Annotated in this window: 12 protein-coding genes; 6 read left to right on the forward strand and 6 right to left on the reverse strand. The window is 60.2% G+C overall.

Annotated elements, in window-relative coordinates; translation table 11 throughout:
* Positions 1-312 precede the first annotated feature (312 nt).
* The gene (locus H6A60_RS04405; protein ID WP_205102204.1) at positions 313-1521 is read left to right on the forward strand and encodes a M20 metallopeptidase family protein; all 1209 of its coding nucleotides are present in this window, start codon (positions 313-315) and stop codon (positions 1519-1521) included.
* Here the strand turns inward: H6A60_RS04405 and H6A60_RS04410 are convergent.
* Positions 1518-2429, reverse strand: coding sequence for a LysR family transcriptional regulator (locus tag H6A60_RS04410; protein ID WP_205102205.1), 912 nt, complete (start codon positions 2427-2429; stop codon positions 1518-1520). The two genes, H6A60_RS04405 and H6A60_RS04410, sit on opposite strands and share 4 nt — an antisense overlap.
* Before the next feature lie 140 nt (positions 2430-2569).
* Between H6A60_RS04410 and H6A60_RS04415 the strand changes: the two genes are divergently transcribed.
* Positions 2570-3763: an alpha/beta hydrolase gene (locus H6A60_RS04415; RefSeq protein WP_205102206.1), complete on the forward strand. Its 1194-nt coding sequence runs from the start codon at positions 2570-2572 to the stop codon at positions 3761-3763.
* 86 nt (positions 3764-3849) lie between these two features.
* Here H6A60_RS04415 and H6A60_RS04420 read toward each other — a convergent pair whose 3' ends face one another.
* From H6A60_RS04420 to H6A60_RS04440, 5 genes are all read right to left on the reverse strand, one after another.
* Complete coding sequence (locus H6A60_RS04420) at positions 3850-5076, reverse strand: DUF401 family protein (protein WP_205102207.1); 1227 nt, start codon at positions 5074-5076, stop codon at positions 3850-3852.
* 251 nt (positions 5077-5327) lie between these two features.
* On the reverse strand, positions 5328-6248 hold the full coding sequence (locus H6A60_RS04425) for an AEC family transporter (RefSeq protein ID WP_205102208.1): 921 nt from the start codon (positions 6246-6248) through the stop codon (positions 5328-5330).
* Between the two features lie 179 nt (positions 6249-6427).
* Positions 6428-7141: an epoxyqueuosine reductase QueH gene (locus H6A60_RS04430; protein ID WP_205102209.1), complete on the reverse strand. Its 714-nt coding sequence runs from the start codon at positions 7139-7141 to the stop codon at positions 6428-6430.
* A gap of 112 nt (positions 7142-7253) precedes the next feature.
* A complete protein-coding gene (locus H6A60_RS04435) occupies positions 7254-8642 on the reverse strand; it encodes a DNA polymerase Y subunit UmuC family protein (protein ID WP_205102210.1) in 1389 nt (462 codons plus the stop codon).
* Positions 8643-8772: 130 nt separating this feature from the next.
* Complete coding sequence (locus H6A60_RS04440) at positions 8773-9648, reverse strand: hypothetical protein (protein ID WP_205102211.1); 876 nt, start codon at positions 9646-9648, stop codon at positions 8773-8775.
* 739 nt (positions 9649-10387) lie between these two features.
* On the opposite strand from H6A60_RS04440, the gene H6A60_RS04445 reads away from it, so the two are divergent.
* The 4 genes from H6A60_RS04445 (at position 10388) to ugpA (ending at position 14707) form a co-directional block, all read left to right on the forward strand.
* Positions 10388-11125 carry a YggS family pyridoxal phosphate-dependent enzyme gene (locus tag H6A60_RS04445; protein WP_205102212.1) on the forward strand — a complete coding sequence of 246 codons (738 nt, stop codon included), beginning with the start codon at positions 10388-10390 and terminating at the stop codon, positions 11123-11125.
* A gap of 65 nt (positions 11126-11190) precedes the next feature.
* Positions 11191-11997, forward strand: coding sequence for a pyrroline-5-carboxylate reductase (proC, locus tag H6A60_RS04450; protein ID WP_205102213.1), 807 nt, complete (start codon positions 11191-11193; stop codon positions 11995-11997).
* Between the two features lie 342 nt (positions 11998-12339).
* Complete coding sequence (gene ugpB / locus H6A60_RS04455; protein ID WP_205102214.1) at positions 12340-13656, forward strand: sn-glycerol-3-phosphate ABC transporter substrate-binding protein UgpB; 1317 nt, start codon at positions 12340-12342, stop codon at positions 13654-13656.
* A 169-nt stretch (positions 13657-13825) separates the two neighbouring features.
* On the forward strand, positions 13826-14707 hold the full coding sequence (gene ugpA, locus H6A60_RS04460) for a sn-glycerol-3-phosphate ABC transporter permease UgpA (protein WP_205102215.1): 882 nt from the start codon (positions 13826-13828) through the stop codon (positions 14705-14707).
* The last annotated feature ends 10 nt before the right edge of the window (positions 14708-14717 follow it).

Below are 14717 nucleotides of genomic sequence, written 5' to 3' on the forward strand. Positions count from 1 at the left end.
GACGTGAAAAGCGTGGATAACGCAGGTATGGTCGGGCAAAAGCCCTTTATTTCATGTTCAACGGTTTTTCGGTATACGAGAAAGTTGCCTATAAGACATTTCTCAGAGGCTCTCGCGGACGCCGTCAAGAAAGTTTTTCTTTCGTTGGGGGGGAAGACAGCTCGAGACCGAGCACGGAGGTTAAGGCGCCATAAGATCGAAGAACTGCCGAACGAAAAAGATCGGAAGCATTCGACGCACAGGACGGGTCAGCGTGCCACGGCCGCGTACCGTTCAAAGAGGAATCAACGAGAAAAAAGCGAGGTTTCAACCATGGCTAGCGAGAACTGGGTGCATGCAGAGAAGCTCCCCGAGCGGTTTTTGACTTGGGCCGACGAAGCGGCCGCGCTGCGGCGCAAGATTCATTCGAATCCCGAGCTTGGGTTCGAAACGTCCAAGACGTGTGCGCTCATCGAGCGGGCGCTCAGAAGCTACGGAATCACGGCGATTGACGCCGAATCCGTTCGGGGCGGTCTTATCGTGACGATCGAAGGCAATCGTCCGGGCAAAACCGTTGCGCTTCGCGCCGACATCGACGCGCTCTCGATGCCCGACGAGTCGGGTACGCCCTGGGCGAGCACGATTTGCCGCAATCACGCCTGCGGGCACGACGGGCATGCCGCGTGGCTCATGCTGGCGCTGCGTGATCTTGCGGCTGACCGCAACTTCCCCGGCCGCATTGTGGCGATCTTTCAGCCTGCCGAAGAAATCGGACGCGGCGCGCTTGCCGTTGTCGAGAGCGGGCTCTTCGAGAAAGAAGCAATCGCCGAGATCTACGGCGCGCACAACGATTCGCTCCTGCCGGCAGGCGAATTCTCCTTCCGTGCCGGCCCTCTTCAGGCCTCGTGCGACTTCTTCTACATTCGCCTCGTAGGGCGCGGCATTCACGCAGCACGCCCGCACATGGGGATCGACACGATGCCAGCGGCCGGTCTTCTCATCAATTCGCTCCAGACGATCGTTTCTCGAAAGACCGATGCGCTTGAGCCCGTCGTGCTTTCGATTTCTTCGATCGAAGCCGGGAAGTACGATGCGCCCAATGTCATTCCGAACGAGCTGCGCATGAGCGGGACGGTGCGCACCTATAGCGAAGTGTGCCGCACGGAAGTCGAGCGCCAAATGCGCCTCATGGTCGAGCATGTAGCCGCTGCGCAGAGCTGTACGGGCGAAGTTCGCTACGACCGGCTGACGTCCGTTGTCGTCAACGACGCAGCAGCGACCGAGGCTGCGAGTACGCTCGCCAAGCGTCTCTTCGGCAGCAAATTCGTCAAGACCACGCCGCAGACGACGGGTGGGGAAGACTTCTCCGAATACCAAAAGAAGGCGCCCGGGATCATGTTTCGCATCGGCATCGTTGACGAGCAGCACGAAGCGGCAACGCACAATCCAAAATACGACTTCAACGACCGTGTGCTTCCTGCGGCTGCGTATTTCTTTGCGACACTTGCGCGCGAACGGCTCGCGGCGCTCGAAGCCGTTTAAGTCTTTGTTCGTTCGGGCGCGTGTATTTCGTCGGCAGCCAATTGTCGCGCGAGCCGACAAAAACGCGCCGCGAGCGAATTTTGATCGCCCGCTCGCCGAACAAGGTCGTAGCGAATGGCAGCGAGCGGGTCGGCGATTGGCAGGAGCATGCGTTCGCCTTCGTCGTGCCGGTATGAGCTCACGAGCGTTGTCGTGAAGGTGAGCGCCGGCTTTTCGGCGAGTGCCTGCTGAAAGAAAAAATAATCGTGAAAGAGCTTCACGTTAACGGATGGGGCGAGCGTGCGGCGCAGCTGCGCGGACTGTTCCGAAAGCGGGCCGTCCACTTCGAGGACGAAGAGCTCTGCGTCGCGAAGCTCGGACAAGCGATCGCCCGCGGCAAACCGCAATTGCTCGATCCGCTCGGCCGGAACGCTTAAGAGCAGCCGGTCAACGGCAAAAGGTTCGATTTCGATGTCGGCGCGGTGTGCTACGTCCGCTGCAACGAGCACATCGAAGCTTTCGTCCAGGAGCCGCTCGACCGTGCACTCGCCGCAGGCAAGTACCGGTTCAAACCGACAGTCGGAAAAATACGGGGCGATTTTGGGGACGAGGTACCAGTACGGACCTGGGTCGCAAAAGCCGATGCGCAGATGCGACTTGCCTGCGCGCAAGGCGCTTGCGCGCGACTGAAGGCGTTCTGCCGAGCGCAGGACGGCGCGTGCGTCTTCGAGCAGCCGTTCTCCTTCGTTTGTGAGAAGAAGTCGACGGCCGACGCGTGCAAAAAGCCGCACGCCGAGCGATTCTTCAAGCCGTCGAATCGACATGCTGAGAGCGGATTGCGTCATGAAAAGCCGTTCAGCTGCCGAAGTGAGCGTTTCGCTTTCGGCGACCGCAACAAAGTGGCGAAGCTGACGTAGTTCGAAATGCATGTCCGGGATTCTTAGCGAGAAGCAATCGTTCAATTTTATTGATAATTACATCGTTATAAAGAATTTAACTACTTGAAATTTATTAAATAAGATCGAATCACTCATTTGAAAACGCGATTGTTTTGTGGAGGATTCGATCCATGTTTACGCGCAGAGGATTCCTTGCTGCATTTTCAGCGGCAGCCGCCGGTTTTTCGGTTTCGTTTTCGAGCGCCGCAGCCCCTAAAGCGAATGCGCTTGCCGCGGACACCGCGCCGATTTCGCTCAGAACGATGGGAAGCTTCTTTTTCGGCGGGACGGTTGCGAAACTCGAGAACGGCGAAACTTTTCACGGAGACCACGGCTACGCGCAGTACTACATTGCAGCGAATTCCCGTTCGCTGCCGATCGTGATGTGGCACGGCATCGGTCAATCCGGGAAGACTTACGAATCGACGCCGGACGGACGCGAAGGCTATCAGGCGCTTTTGCCGAGGCATGATTGGTCCGTCTACATTGTCGATCAGCCGCGTCGAGGCCGTGCGGGCTACACGATGGCGAAGTCTGAAGGTCCGACCATCCCGACGACGGCGCGAGAAAGCGGTGTCTGGTCAGCCTTCCGAAACGGCGACTGGAAAGCGCCCGAGGCGCCGACGATTTACTCTGGGAGTCAGTTTCCGCTTTCGGGCGCCGCCGTCGATCAGTTTTTCCGTCAGCAGACACCCGATACGGGTGAAGAGCCGCTGACGGCCGAGTATCGAGCCTTTATCGGCAGGACGGGCGCCGCGCTCTTCGATCGCATCGGTGACGGCATCCTCATGACGCATTCCAACAGCGGCCAGTACGGCTGGGAAATCGCGATGGCGAGCCCGCACGTGAAGGCCGTCGTGGCCTACGAACCCGGTGCTTGCGCTTTTCCGGAAGAAGAGCCGCCCGCGCCCGTGGAGGCGGCGACTGAACTTGTCGCTTCTCGCATGTTCCCGCGGATGGTGCCGATGCAGAAATGGCAGGCGCTCACGAAGGTGCCGATTCTTATCGTCTTTGGCGACTACATCAAAGACAAGCCGAGTGAAGTCTTCAATGAAGACGTTTGGCGCATCGCCCGCGAGCGCGCCCGACAGTTCGTCGAGCTCGTCAATCGTCACGGCGGCGACGCGACGCTGGTCGAACTTCCCAAGCTCGGCATTCGCGGCAACACGCATGCGGCCTTTGCCGACCGCAACAATCTTGAGGTGCTTGCGCAGCTCGAAGGCTGGCTTCATGAAAAAGGCTTGGACGGACGTGCGTCACCCCATCTCGGCCCGAAGCCCGTCGAGATGCCGATGACGATTCCGCTTGAAACGCGCGAGAACTGATTGGGACGCAAGCGGAACATTCCAATGAGAACGCCCGAAGTGCGTTTGGCGCTTCGGGCGTTCGTCTTGAAATTCCGCTTGGTCGATCAGCCGACCCAGGTGAAGTAGGTCACGATCGAGAAGAGAGCGATGAGCGGCACTTCAATGAGAAGGACGGGCTTCAGGGTCTTAAAGAAGTTCGCCTTGAAGTAGTCGACCGAAATCGTGAAGCAGAGGTGTACGGGCGTAATCATCTGACCGGCACACCCGAAGACCATCGCGAGGCCCGCGTAATCGATGCTGCCGAACGAGATGCTCGCTGCGATCGGCATCACCATCGAGATGTAGCCCTGGCTCATGCCGGTGAGCATGCCGATGATGAAGGAGAGAATCGCGAACACGACCGGCGTCGGAATCGCCGAGCTCGTCATGATCGCGACGATCTGCTCGAGCGCGCCCGTCGTGGTGAGAAGCCCGATGAAGTAAAGGATCAGGCAAACGTTGCCGAGGAGCTTGTAGTCGAGGGCGCCCAAAAGAATTTCGCGCAGATTGGCGCGCCGCCCGCACAGCCGCAGAATCGGAATCATTGCCGCCGTGACGATGCCCATCGAGATCGCCGCCGAGATGTCGAAGACGATCATGAGCAGGAGGTTCACGACCACAGGGGCTATCGCGAGCACGACGTCGAAGATGTTCTGCAGTTTGGCTTCGATCGATACGGGTTCGCTTGAAATGTGGTCGTGCTTTTTGAGCGGCGCGAGAAGAACGAGCCAGCCGATCACGAAGGCCGCCACCGAGAACCAAAGCAGGTGCAGCACGAGGTCGGAGACGTGAATGCCGGCAATCGCGCAGGCCAAAATCATGCCCGGAATCGTCGGGCTCGAGACTTCGAAAATGTGACGGAACCAGAAGTTGATGGCCGCCTTCGTCTCGGGCTTCAAATTCATCTTGGCGCTTGCGGCCTCAACAATCGGTGCGGAAAACCGGGCGCCGCCGAGCGACGGGAGGAACCCGAGGAAGGCGGGCATCGTCGCGAGCGTGACGCGCGTCGACTTGAAGAGGCGGTTCAGCGCCTTCACCATGCCGTCGAGCGTACCCGAGCGGCGCAGCTCGATTTCGAGACACATCACGAAATAGAGCGAAAAAAGGAGGTCGTACGTTCTCGATTGCTCGACGGTCATCACGGCCGATTCGACGAGCGAAGCGAGTGTGCGGTCGAGGCAGAGCCACATGACGAGGCCGCCCGAGAGAATGGCGACGCCGATCGGCAGCTTGTAGCGCAGCAGCGTAACGATGGCGATGGCAGCAAGAAGAATGACGAGGAAGATGTTCATAGAAGAAATGAGGGCGGGCGCCTCGACCGAGCATGGGGCGGCTCGCGCGCAGTCGAGTCGATCCGTTACCAGCGGGAAGCGCTTCAGTGCCTGTGTCTTGTCGTTTTTGGACTATTCACGCAACGTGATTCGACAATATTGCAACGACGAGACAAATTCTCATTTGTCCTCGAACAAGAGAACGGAAAAAGGCGGACGAATCCGTATGCTGCGGGCGCAACACACGCTGCTCGTTCGGTCCGCCTCGCCGATCAGAGGAAAACGATGGTGGCCGTCATCAAAAGCACGGAAACGATAACGGAGACCGAGTTGAGGTTTGCTGCGGTTTCCCAATCGAGCTTGGCCTTCATCGTGAAGATGACGCCCATGGCCGGCATCGGTGCCATGAGCACGAGCACGAGCGCCTTGCGGATTTCCTCCGCAACGGGCAGAAAGAAGAAAGCGAGCGCAGCGAGGGCGGCGTTGCCGACATAGCGCCAGACGAGGAGCTTCACGAGCGGTCGGAACTTTGCCCAGTCGATGCGCAGATTGACGGAGAGCCCGATCAAGAGCATCGCGAGGAAAGGATTGGCTTTGCCGACGACTTCGCAAAAGTGCAGGATCGGTCGCGGCAGCACCACTTCCATAAAGGCGAGCGCGAGGACGAATGCGTAGGTCCAGAGACAGCTCGAGGAGAGAAGCCGCATGCCGATCGAGCGCAGACGCTCGCGCCAGCCCGCCTTCTCATCGCGAACGGCAATCGCGTAGGTTCCGCCCGTCACCATGACGGCGTTGCCGACGTCAAAGAGGCAGATCGAAAGAAAGCCCACGGGCGAGACGATGCCCATCGTGAAAGGCATCGCGAAAGTGCCGATGTTGTAGCCCGAGAGGTTGAGCATCGAAAACGGCACGAGATTGGGTTCGCCCCTTCGCTCGGCTTCGCGGCGCGTAAGCAGGACGGCAAGCGCAATGAGCGCCCAGTTGGAAAGGAGTCCGACAAAGAACGGAATCAAAAGGTCGCTCGAGAGCTTCACGCCCGAGAGAAATACGATCACCGAACAGGGCAGCGTCACGTAGAGGACGAGCATGTTCATCGGCCGCACGGCATCGCGGGGGAAGGTGCCGTTAAGCCGCAGGATTTGGCCGATCACGATGACGGCGACGTAGGCAAGGACATCGGCGAGAGCGTTCATTTGTCTTGAGAGAGGCGTGAGAAATGGGAATCCGAGGCGCCTGCGGTTCCTGAGTCGAAAGAAGGAATATTTCTACAGCGCTCGTAGCTGCGGCTGCCGTAGAAATTGCGTTAAGTAGGAAACTGCGGCGCGGGCGACCTTATTGAGCGCGTCGTAAACGCTTTTGCTGCAGGAATCTCTCAGCAGCTCGGGCAACCGAAGCGGCCGCGCACATAAACGGGAAGCGTCATCGGATCGCGCCCGGCGAGGTGACCCATCGAGAATTCGCAGCCGCACCAGAGCTGGTTGTAGAAATTTTGCTCGCGCAGAATTTCGCCGCGACGCTGCTGCAGTCCGCCTTTTTTCCAGTCCATGTCCCAGTATCGCACCCCGGGGACGAGCTTTTCGGCCGCCCGAGCGGCTTCGCGGATCTGTTCGAGCCGTTTCCAGCGGCTGCCGGCGAGCGTTGTCGTGAAATGCTCGATGCCGAGTGAAGCGGCCGCGAGCGCCGCCGCACGCATGCGCTCGCGAAAACAAACGGCGCAGCGCGCACCGCGTTCGGGTTCGTTTTCGAGGCCCCTGACGGCTTCGCGCCAGCGCTCATGCTCGTAGTCGCCGTCGACAAAGGGGATGCCGAGTGCTTCGCAGTAGCGAATGCATTCGTTGCGGCGCACGTCGTACTCTTCGCGCGGAAAGATGTTGGGGTTGTAGAAAAAGACGGTCGGCCGGTAGTTGCGTGCAAGGAGCCACTCGAGAATCGCCGACGAACAGGGCGCGCAGCAGCTGTGCAGCAGCACAGGCGCAGGCTCGAGCGCCGCAAAAGCATCGGGTTCGGGGAGGCGAGCAGCTTCGCAGGCGCCTTCGGGAAAACGGTCGGCAGGCGTAACGGTGCGGTGTCCCGGCTTGGCAGTCATGGGCAAAGATAAAAAGCGAGGTGGTCAGTCTGCCGATGATACGCCGAGCGTTTTCAGCCGGGCGACCGTACCCGGAAGATTCTTGTTCGCGGGCCGATGCGCTGCTATGCAATCAGAGATAGCGGCCGGCGAGGTACCAAGCGTCGCTGCGGCCGTCGTGGTAGAGCCAGAGCGTTTCGCGGGTTTCGTCTTCGCCGCGGTAATAAATGCGGTCGGCACTCCGTTCAGTCGGGATCGATTCGCCCGAAGTCAGAAGGCGGACGGGACCGTGGCGCCAAGGGCGGCCCGCTCGTACGGGGAGCCGTTGCGGCTCGGGCAGCAGGAAAGCGGGGCGGTCGCACGAACGAGCGTTTGCTGCCGGCAGGTCGATGGCGCATTCGTTCTGGGGTGCGTCGAGGCGGCTTCTGCCGAACCGGGTGGGAAAAACGGGCAGGAAAGTCGCTTCGACGGCTGTATTTTTCGTGCACGCGTCTTCTGGGATGACTTGACCGAGCTGGAAAACACGGCGGCGACCGAATTGCTCGAGGAGTTCGGCCGCAAGCGTCGAATTCAGCTGATCTGCGGCACGGTTAAGGCGATCGGGCGCAGCGTTGCCCGCGCGCGCGTCAAGTCGTATGTATGCGCCGCCTGTTGCCTGTGCGATGCGACCGATGCCGCGCGCGAGGTCCGAGGCAAGGGTCTCGAGGCGCGAGCCCCCTTCCATGCGGACGGTACATGCGGGACCGCACTCGGCGCATTCGGTTGTGTCCTCCGAGGGACGCGCTTGCGGGCGACTTTCGAGCGGCGTGAGCGTCCAGCGGATGATTTGCGGCATGCTTTCGTCGAAAGCGGGCGTGGCGACGCTTGCCGCGACCGCAGCCGCCCGTTCAATGCCGATTTCAAACGAGATGCTCTCAAAGAGCACGTCGCTCAGACAATAAAGCGGTGTCGATACACGGTCGAACCCGAAGGGTTCGGCGACGGGGTCCTCATTTCCGGCAAGGGCAGGTCCAATCTGCACATCGATAGCGAGCGAAAGCCGTTCGGCTTCCCGAATCGCTCGGTCACGGATCCGCTCGATGGTGCTTTCCGCCGCATGCTGCGGCAGCACGATCGCAGCGGAGAGGCGATCTTTTGCGCTGTCGCGATTTAGTGCAATGGGGCCCTCGAAAGCTGCCGGCAGCAAGGCGAAGCGAAGTATCGAAGCAAGGACGGCGCCGAGGTGCGCCGCTTCAGCCGTTTCTACGGCGGAGAGCCGCAGTGTCGGTACGCGCCGAAGCGCATCCGCGGCGGGCATGCCGATAGAAATGCCGCGAAGAAGTGCCGCATCGTTTGCGCTCACGATGCAGCCGCCCGAGTGCAGTGCCGCAGGGGTGCTTCGCGAATGTCGGAGCGATTCGGCGAGTGCGCGCCTGCCGGCCGCCACATCGCGCAGCGTCGGCACAAAGTCGACGGAAAGCGCGAAAAAGAGTGCGTGGTCAAGCGTGATGGTGAACGCTTGGGGCCGGTTGTCGGTTGTCATTGAAAATCGACGCTCTGCGTTCCGTTTTTTCGGTCGAACGCAGAAGCGCCGCCTCCTTTTCTTCTTCGATTGAATATGGGGCGCGATCTGGGGCGCTTCAGGGGAATCGGTGCAGCGGACGCACAGCCGCTCAGAGCGCGGCGGCGAGTTCAGGGCCCTTTCGCGGTGAAGCGGCATGCGGGCAGCCGAGGAACTTGCGCTCGTGTTTCTCGGGACGGTTGGCGGCCGAAGCGACGGCTGCTGCACGGACGGCAGCGGTGACGGCCTCCGCTTGGGACGTACCCGCAGCAAGAATGCGCGCGGCGGGTGCGGGCTGCTTGCGGGGCGTCTTTGTTGCCTCCAGACCGACAACCGCTTCACGCACGATCGGCATCAGCGGGCTTTCCATATTGGCGCGAACGCGCACCGCGTTCGGGCGGTCGGCACGAAAGAGCTGCAGGCGCAACTTGGCGGGCGAATTGGTACAGGCCATCGCAGCCGGTCGAATGACAAAAACAGGGATGCCCGCCGTCTCCGAAGCGAGTGCGAGACGGCGCATCGCACGGAAGTCCTCGGCGGTGGTGAGTGACGGCAGCCACGCGATGACCGCCCGGGCTTCGCCGCTTGCAGCGGCGCGAACGGCCGTATCGAAAGCCTCTTCGGCCGAGCTCGGCACGACGAAGAGCTGCTCGCTCAGTTCCACGCCGCGAGCACGCAAAAGCGCGCCGTTTGGCACGTACGTGCATTCGGTTGGGAGCACCCAGACCGTTCGACCGAGTTTGGCGAGGGCGCCGAGCACGCAATCGACTTCGCCGCGTGCGCCTGCAGCGGGCAGAAGTTCGGTCAGTCCCGCTTTCGGAAAGCCGCCACTCAAAAGTGCGTCGAGCGCATCAATGTCCGAAGCGATACGCGGCGATTGCGACGCATCGGCAAAAAGGCGCGCCGGGAAAGCGCGGGCGGCTTCGGCGAACGCGTGAAGTGCGCGAGCGGCGGATTGCGAGCGCAGGTGCTGAACGGTGCTGAGCATGACGGCCTCCCGATGGTGCGGTGGTTGCTTGCCGAAGTTCTTGCGAGAACTTCATGAATTCTTTTTGTTGAACTGAGTGTATTCGAATCTCGAAATTGAGGCTCACTTATTGATCTTTATAATTGATCTTGTGTTTGAGTTTCCTAGTGCTGCAGGGGAATATCCGATAGAAATTTGCCTCTGGCGGACTTTTTTCTCGCCTGACCAATCATGAAGCTGCGGGGTGCAGACGGTTATCAGGATGAGTTGCACTGCACACCGAGGCGGGGCGAACCGGTGTCTCGACCCTGAGCGAGCGTCTTGTTTTCTCCATGAAAAACAGCCGAAGGCGGGCGGACGATGCGAGCGGCCTTGAAATGATCGAAGCGAGATCCCTTTTTTCGATATTTTGGTGATGATGGTCGTGACTGGAAATTAGTCTTAAAGACTAAAAAGGATCAAAAATTGACTTTTCCTTTGATTCAAAAAATGAAGCGTTTTGATGTCAATCAAATTTGCTCGACGTAGGCGAACAGCACGGCTGGTTCGATCGCGTTGCGTCGAGATGACCCGTCAAAGACGGCTTTCGGCCGACCGCGTGCTGCCGTATAGAATCTTTGAGCGGCGTAGGACCTAGACATCGAGTAATTTCGAGTAACTTTTTCGGAACAGTGAGCGGTACCGGCAGTATCGGAAGCCCTTGCCGCAACTGCGCCGCATAGCGTTTTTGGGCAGTGGCCCTCGACAAGGAGAAAGTTTTATGAGCACGCTCGAACCCGGAATTGAGTTTCGCTACGAAAGCGTCGTTCGAGCGCTGAAGGCCACGGCCGACGCGTGCGGGCGGGCGCCTTCGGACGTGAAGCTGCTTGCCGTCGGGAAAACGTTCGACGAATCGGCACTCTTAAAGTGCGCCGAGCTCGGTCAGCGCGCTTTCGGCGAAAACTACGCGCAGGAGGGCTGCGCCAAAGTCGATTGGTTTCGGGAGAACCGACCGGATCTGAAGCTCGAATGGCACTTTATCGGCCCGCTTCAGGCCAATAAGACTCGGCCGGTCGCCGAGCGCTTCGACTGGGTGGAGACGCTCGATCGGCTGCGCATTGCCAAGCGTCTCTCCGAACAGCGCCCCGAAGACATGGCGCCCTTAAACGTTCTTATCGAAATCAACATTGACGGCGAAGACTCAAAGTCGGGAATTGCACCCGAGGCGCTCGAGCCGTTTGCGTCTGCGCTCTCGGCACTGCCGCGACTGCGGCTGCGCGGCCTTATGGCGATTCCCGCGCCAGCAGACGATGAGGCGGCTCGCATGAAGCCGCTCGAAGCCATGCGCAGACTCTTTGACAACTACAGAGCGCGTCATCCCGAAGCGGTTGACTTCGACACGCTTTCGATCGGCATGAGCGCGGATCTGCGTGAGGCCGTCAAGGCGGGATCGACCGAAGTGCGCATCGGGAGCGCCATCTTCGGGCGGCGCGACTACGGTGCGCGTCCGCAGCAATAAATAGGCAAACGGATTTTTCGAAAAAGTATGAAGCGGCCGGCCGACGGCCGGCGAAGGAGTGAGAAATGTTTGAAGTCGGATTCTTAGGTGGCGGCAATATGGCGCGCGCACTCGCGGGCGGTTTGGCAAAGAAAATGCCGCCCGAAAAGATTCACGTGATCGACCGTCACCCCGAGAAGCTCGAAAAACTCGCGGCCGATTTCGGCGTCACCGTGCACGAAGCGCTCGGCGAGTGGGTGACGAAGCTCGATCTCATTGTGCTCGCCGTGAAGCCGCAGGGCATGAAGGCGGCGCTCGAGCCCGTTGTGTCGCTTTTGAATCCGAAGGGCGCGGCACTCTCGATTGCTGCGGGGATTGAGGCGCAGGTGCTTCGCGGCTGGCTCGGCGGCTACCCCGTGATGCGCGCCATGCCCAACACGCCCGCGATGGTCGGCTGCGGCACGACGGGTTTCTGGGCGCCGGCCGACATTTCGAGCGATGCGGTGGCGCAGGCCAAGACCGTGCTCGCAGCTGCGGGCGACGTGGTCGAAATGGACGACGAAGCCGGAATTGATCTCGTGGGGGCCATCCCGGGTTCGGGCCCGGCGTACGTCTTCCGCTTCATGGAAGCGCTCGAACGCGCGGGTACGCGCCGCGGGCTCTCGCCCGAAGCCGCGAAGGCGCTCGCGCTCGGTACGGTGTACGGCGCCGCGGTGCTCGCGCGCGAAAGCGGCGAACCGTTCTCGCGTCTTCGCGAGAACGTCACGAGCAAGGGCGGTACGACCGCCAAGGCGCTCGAAGTCATGAATGCGCGCGACATTGATGAAATGATGGATGAGGCGGTCGAAGCTGCACTGAAGCGCACGGCCGAAATGAAGGCGCTCTTTCGCTAAATGAAGCCGTATTGCTCGAAAGGCCCGGAAGGCAGAACGAGCCATACGGTCAATGGCTATGCGCTTGCGGGGCGTTTTGGCGTCGTTTTGCATGCATTCCGTCGTTTGGCGTATGGACAGAACACAAAAACGCCCCCTATTATCTCGAAGAAAATTCGAATGCCGGTGTGAGCCTCTAGCGACGCATCGGGAGCCGGATAAGGAGTTTGCCTTTCCTCCTTCAAGGAAGAGCCGATGAGGTCCTGCGGCACCTGCGGCGCTTGATTCTCGTGCGGGAAGCTTGCGTCGGGCGCGGGCTGCTCTTGGCGCCAGAAAAGGTCAAGTTGCTCGCAGGAGAATTGAATGAGCAAGCAAATTGCTGCGGCTGCCCTCTCGGCCGCCGTTCTTTTGGCTGCCGGCGCCGCAAGCGCTGCGCCCACGGAAATCACGCTCTGGCATGCGATGGCCAATACCCTTGGCGACTGGGTGCAGGACGTTACGGACAACTTCAACAAAAGCCAGCAGAACTGCCGGCTCACTTCCTCCTACAAGGGCAGCTACGATCAGACGATGATGGCGGGCATTGCCGCCCACCGCGCGGGACGCTCGCCCAACGTGCTGCAGGTCTTTGAAGTGGGTACCGCCACGATGATGTACAGCAAGGGCGCGATCGTGCCCGTGGGCGACATCATGGAAAAGGCGGGCTACAAATTTGACCCGAAGGGCTACATTCCCGCCGTCTTCGGGTACTACTCCACGGCCGACGGCCGCATGCTGAGCTACCCCTTCAATTCCTCCACCACCGTTCTCTACGTCAATCTCGACAAGTTCGCCAAAGCGGGCCTGCCTACCGAAACCGACAAGCTGCCGAAGACTTGGCCCGAAATTGAAAAGGCCGCCCAGGCTCTGAAGGCCGCCGGGGAAAAGTGCCCGATGACCGTTTCCTGGATGGGCTGGACGCAGCTCGAAAGCTTCTCGACGTGGCACAACATTGAATTTGCCACGCTCAACAACGGTTTCGGCGGCCCGCAGGCGCGCCTCGCGATCAATACGCCGCTGCATCAGCGTCACATCGAAAATCTTGCGCGCATGGCCAAGGAAGGCACCTTCGTTTACAAGGGCCGCGGCAATCTGCCCGACGCGACCTTCTATTCGGGCGAATGCGCGATCAATATGGGCTCGTCGGGGTCGCTTGCCAACATCCGCCGCAATGCCGACTTCAAGTTCATGACGCTGCCGATGCCCTACTATCCGGACGTGCCCGATGCGCCGATGAATACGGCGCTTGGCGGCGCTTCGCTCTGGGCGATGGCCGGCAAGTCCGAAGCCGAGAACAAGTGCGTCGCGGACTTCTTCAACTTCCTTTCCGACCCGAAGATTCAGGCAGAAAACCACATGCGCACGGGCTACCTCCCCGTCACGATGAGGGCCTTTGAGATCGCTAAGGAAAGCGGCTACTACGAAAAGAATCCGGGTGCGGACGTCGCCGTGAAGCAGATGCTCAAGACGACCGACAAGAGCCGCGGCATCCGCCTCGGCTATCTGCCCAACATCCGCACGATCGTTGACGAAGAGTTCGAAAAGGTCTGGTCCGGTCAGCAGGACGCCAAGGCGGCGATCGACGCCGTCATGCGCCGCGGCAACGAACAGTTGACGCGCTTCGAGCGCATCGCCCGCTGACGGCTTTCGGGTCCGAAACGCAAGTGCGCTGCGGCTGCGCCCGAGCGCACTTCTTTGGCGGCACGATCGAATCGAACGAGCCTGTGCGCCCCTCTTCGAGAGAGCGTACTGGTTTGTTCGTTCGGCGTGTGCGCTTCACCAACACCGCGCTTCAAGCGAGAAACCTCAAGTGGAAAAACGAGCCGTATTCAAGAGCCGTTGGCTGCCCTACGTGCTGATTGCGCCGCAGCTGCTCATCACGCTCATCTTCTTCTTTCTGCCCGCTGGTCAAGCCATTCATCAGTCCGTGCTGATGGAGGACCCTTTCGGCCTTGCCGTTGAGTTCGTCGGCCTGCAGAACTTCAAGGATCTCTTTGCGGATCCGAACTATCTCTCAAGCTTCAAGATCACGATGGTCTTCTCTGTGCTCGTCGCCTTTGTGGCGATGGCGCTCAGTCTCCTCTTTGCCGTTTGCGCCGACCGCGTCATCCGCGGCGCGAATGCCTACAAGACGTTCCTGATCGTTCCCTACGCCATTGCGCCTGCCGTGGCGGGCGTACTCTGGATGTTCATCTTCAATCCGACGCTCGGCGTCGTCTCCTACGTGCTTCACGCGCTCGGGATTGACTGGAACTACATGATCAGCTCGACCGACGCGCTGATTCTCATCGTTGTAGCGGCCGTCTGGAAGCAGGTGAGCTACAACTTCATCTTCTTCCTCGCGGGGCTGCAGGCGATTCCGAAGTCGCTTCTTGAGGCCGCGGCCATGGACGGCGCCGGTCCCGTGCGCCGCTTCTGGAGCGTCGTCTTCCCGCTCCTGTCGCCCACGACCTTCTTCCTTCTTGTGATGAACGTCGTTTACGCGTTCTTCGACACCTTCGCCATCGTCGACGCAACGACGCAGGGCGGTCCCGGGCAGGACACGAACATCCTCGTCTACAAGGTCTTCGTCGACGGCTTTCGCAACATGAACTTCGGCGGTTCGGCCGCTCAGTCCGTCATTCTGATGGTGATGGTGATTGCGCTCACGGTGGTGCAGTTCCGCTTCATCGAACGGCGAGTCAACTATTGAGGAGCACGAC

It is taken from the genome of Sutterella massiliensis (genome assembly GCF_016899755.1).
Classification (GTDB): domain Bacteria; phylum Pseudomonadota; class Gammaproteobacteria; order Burkholderiales; family Burkholderiaceae_F; genus Sutterella; species Sutterella massiliensis.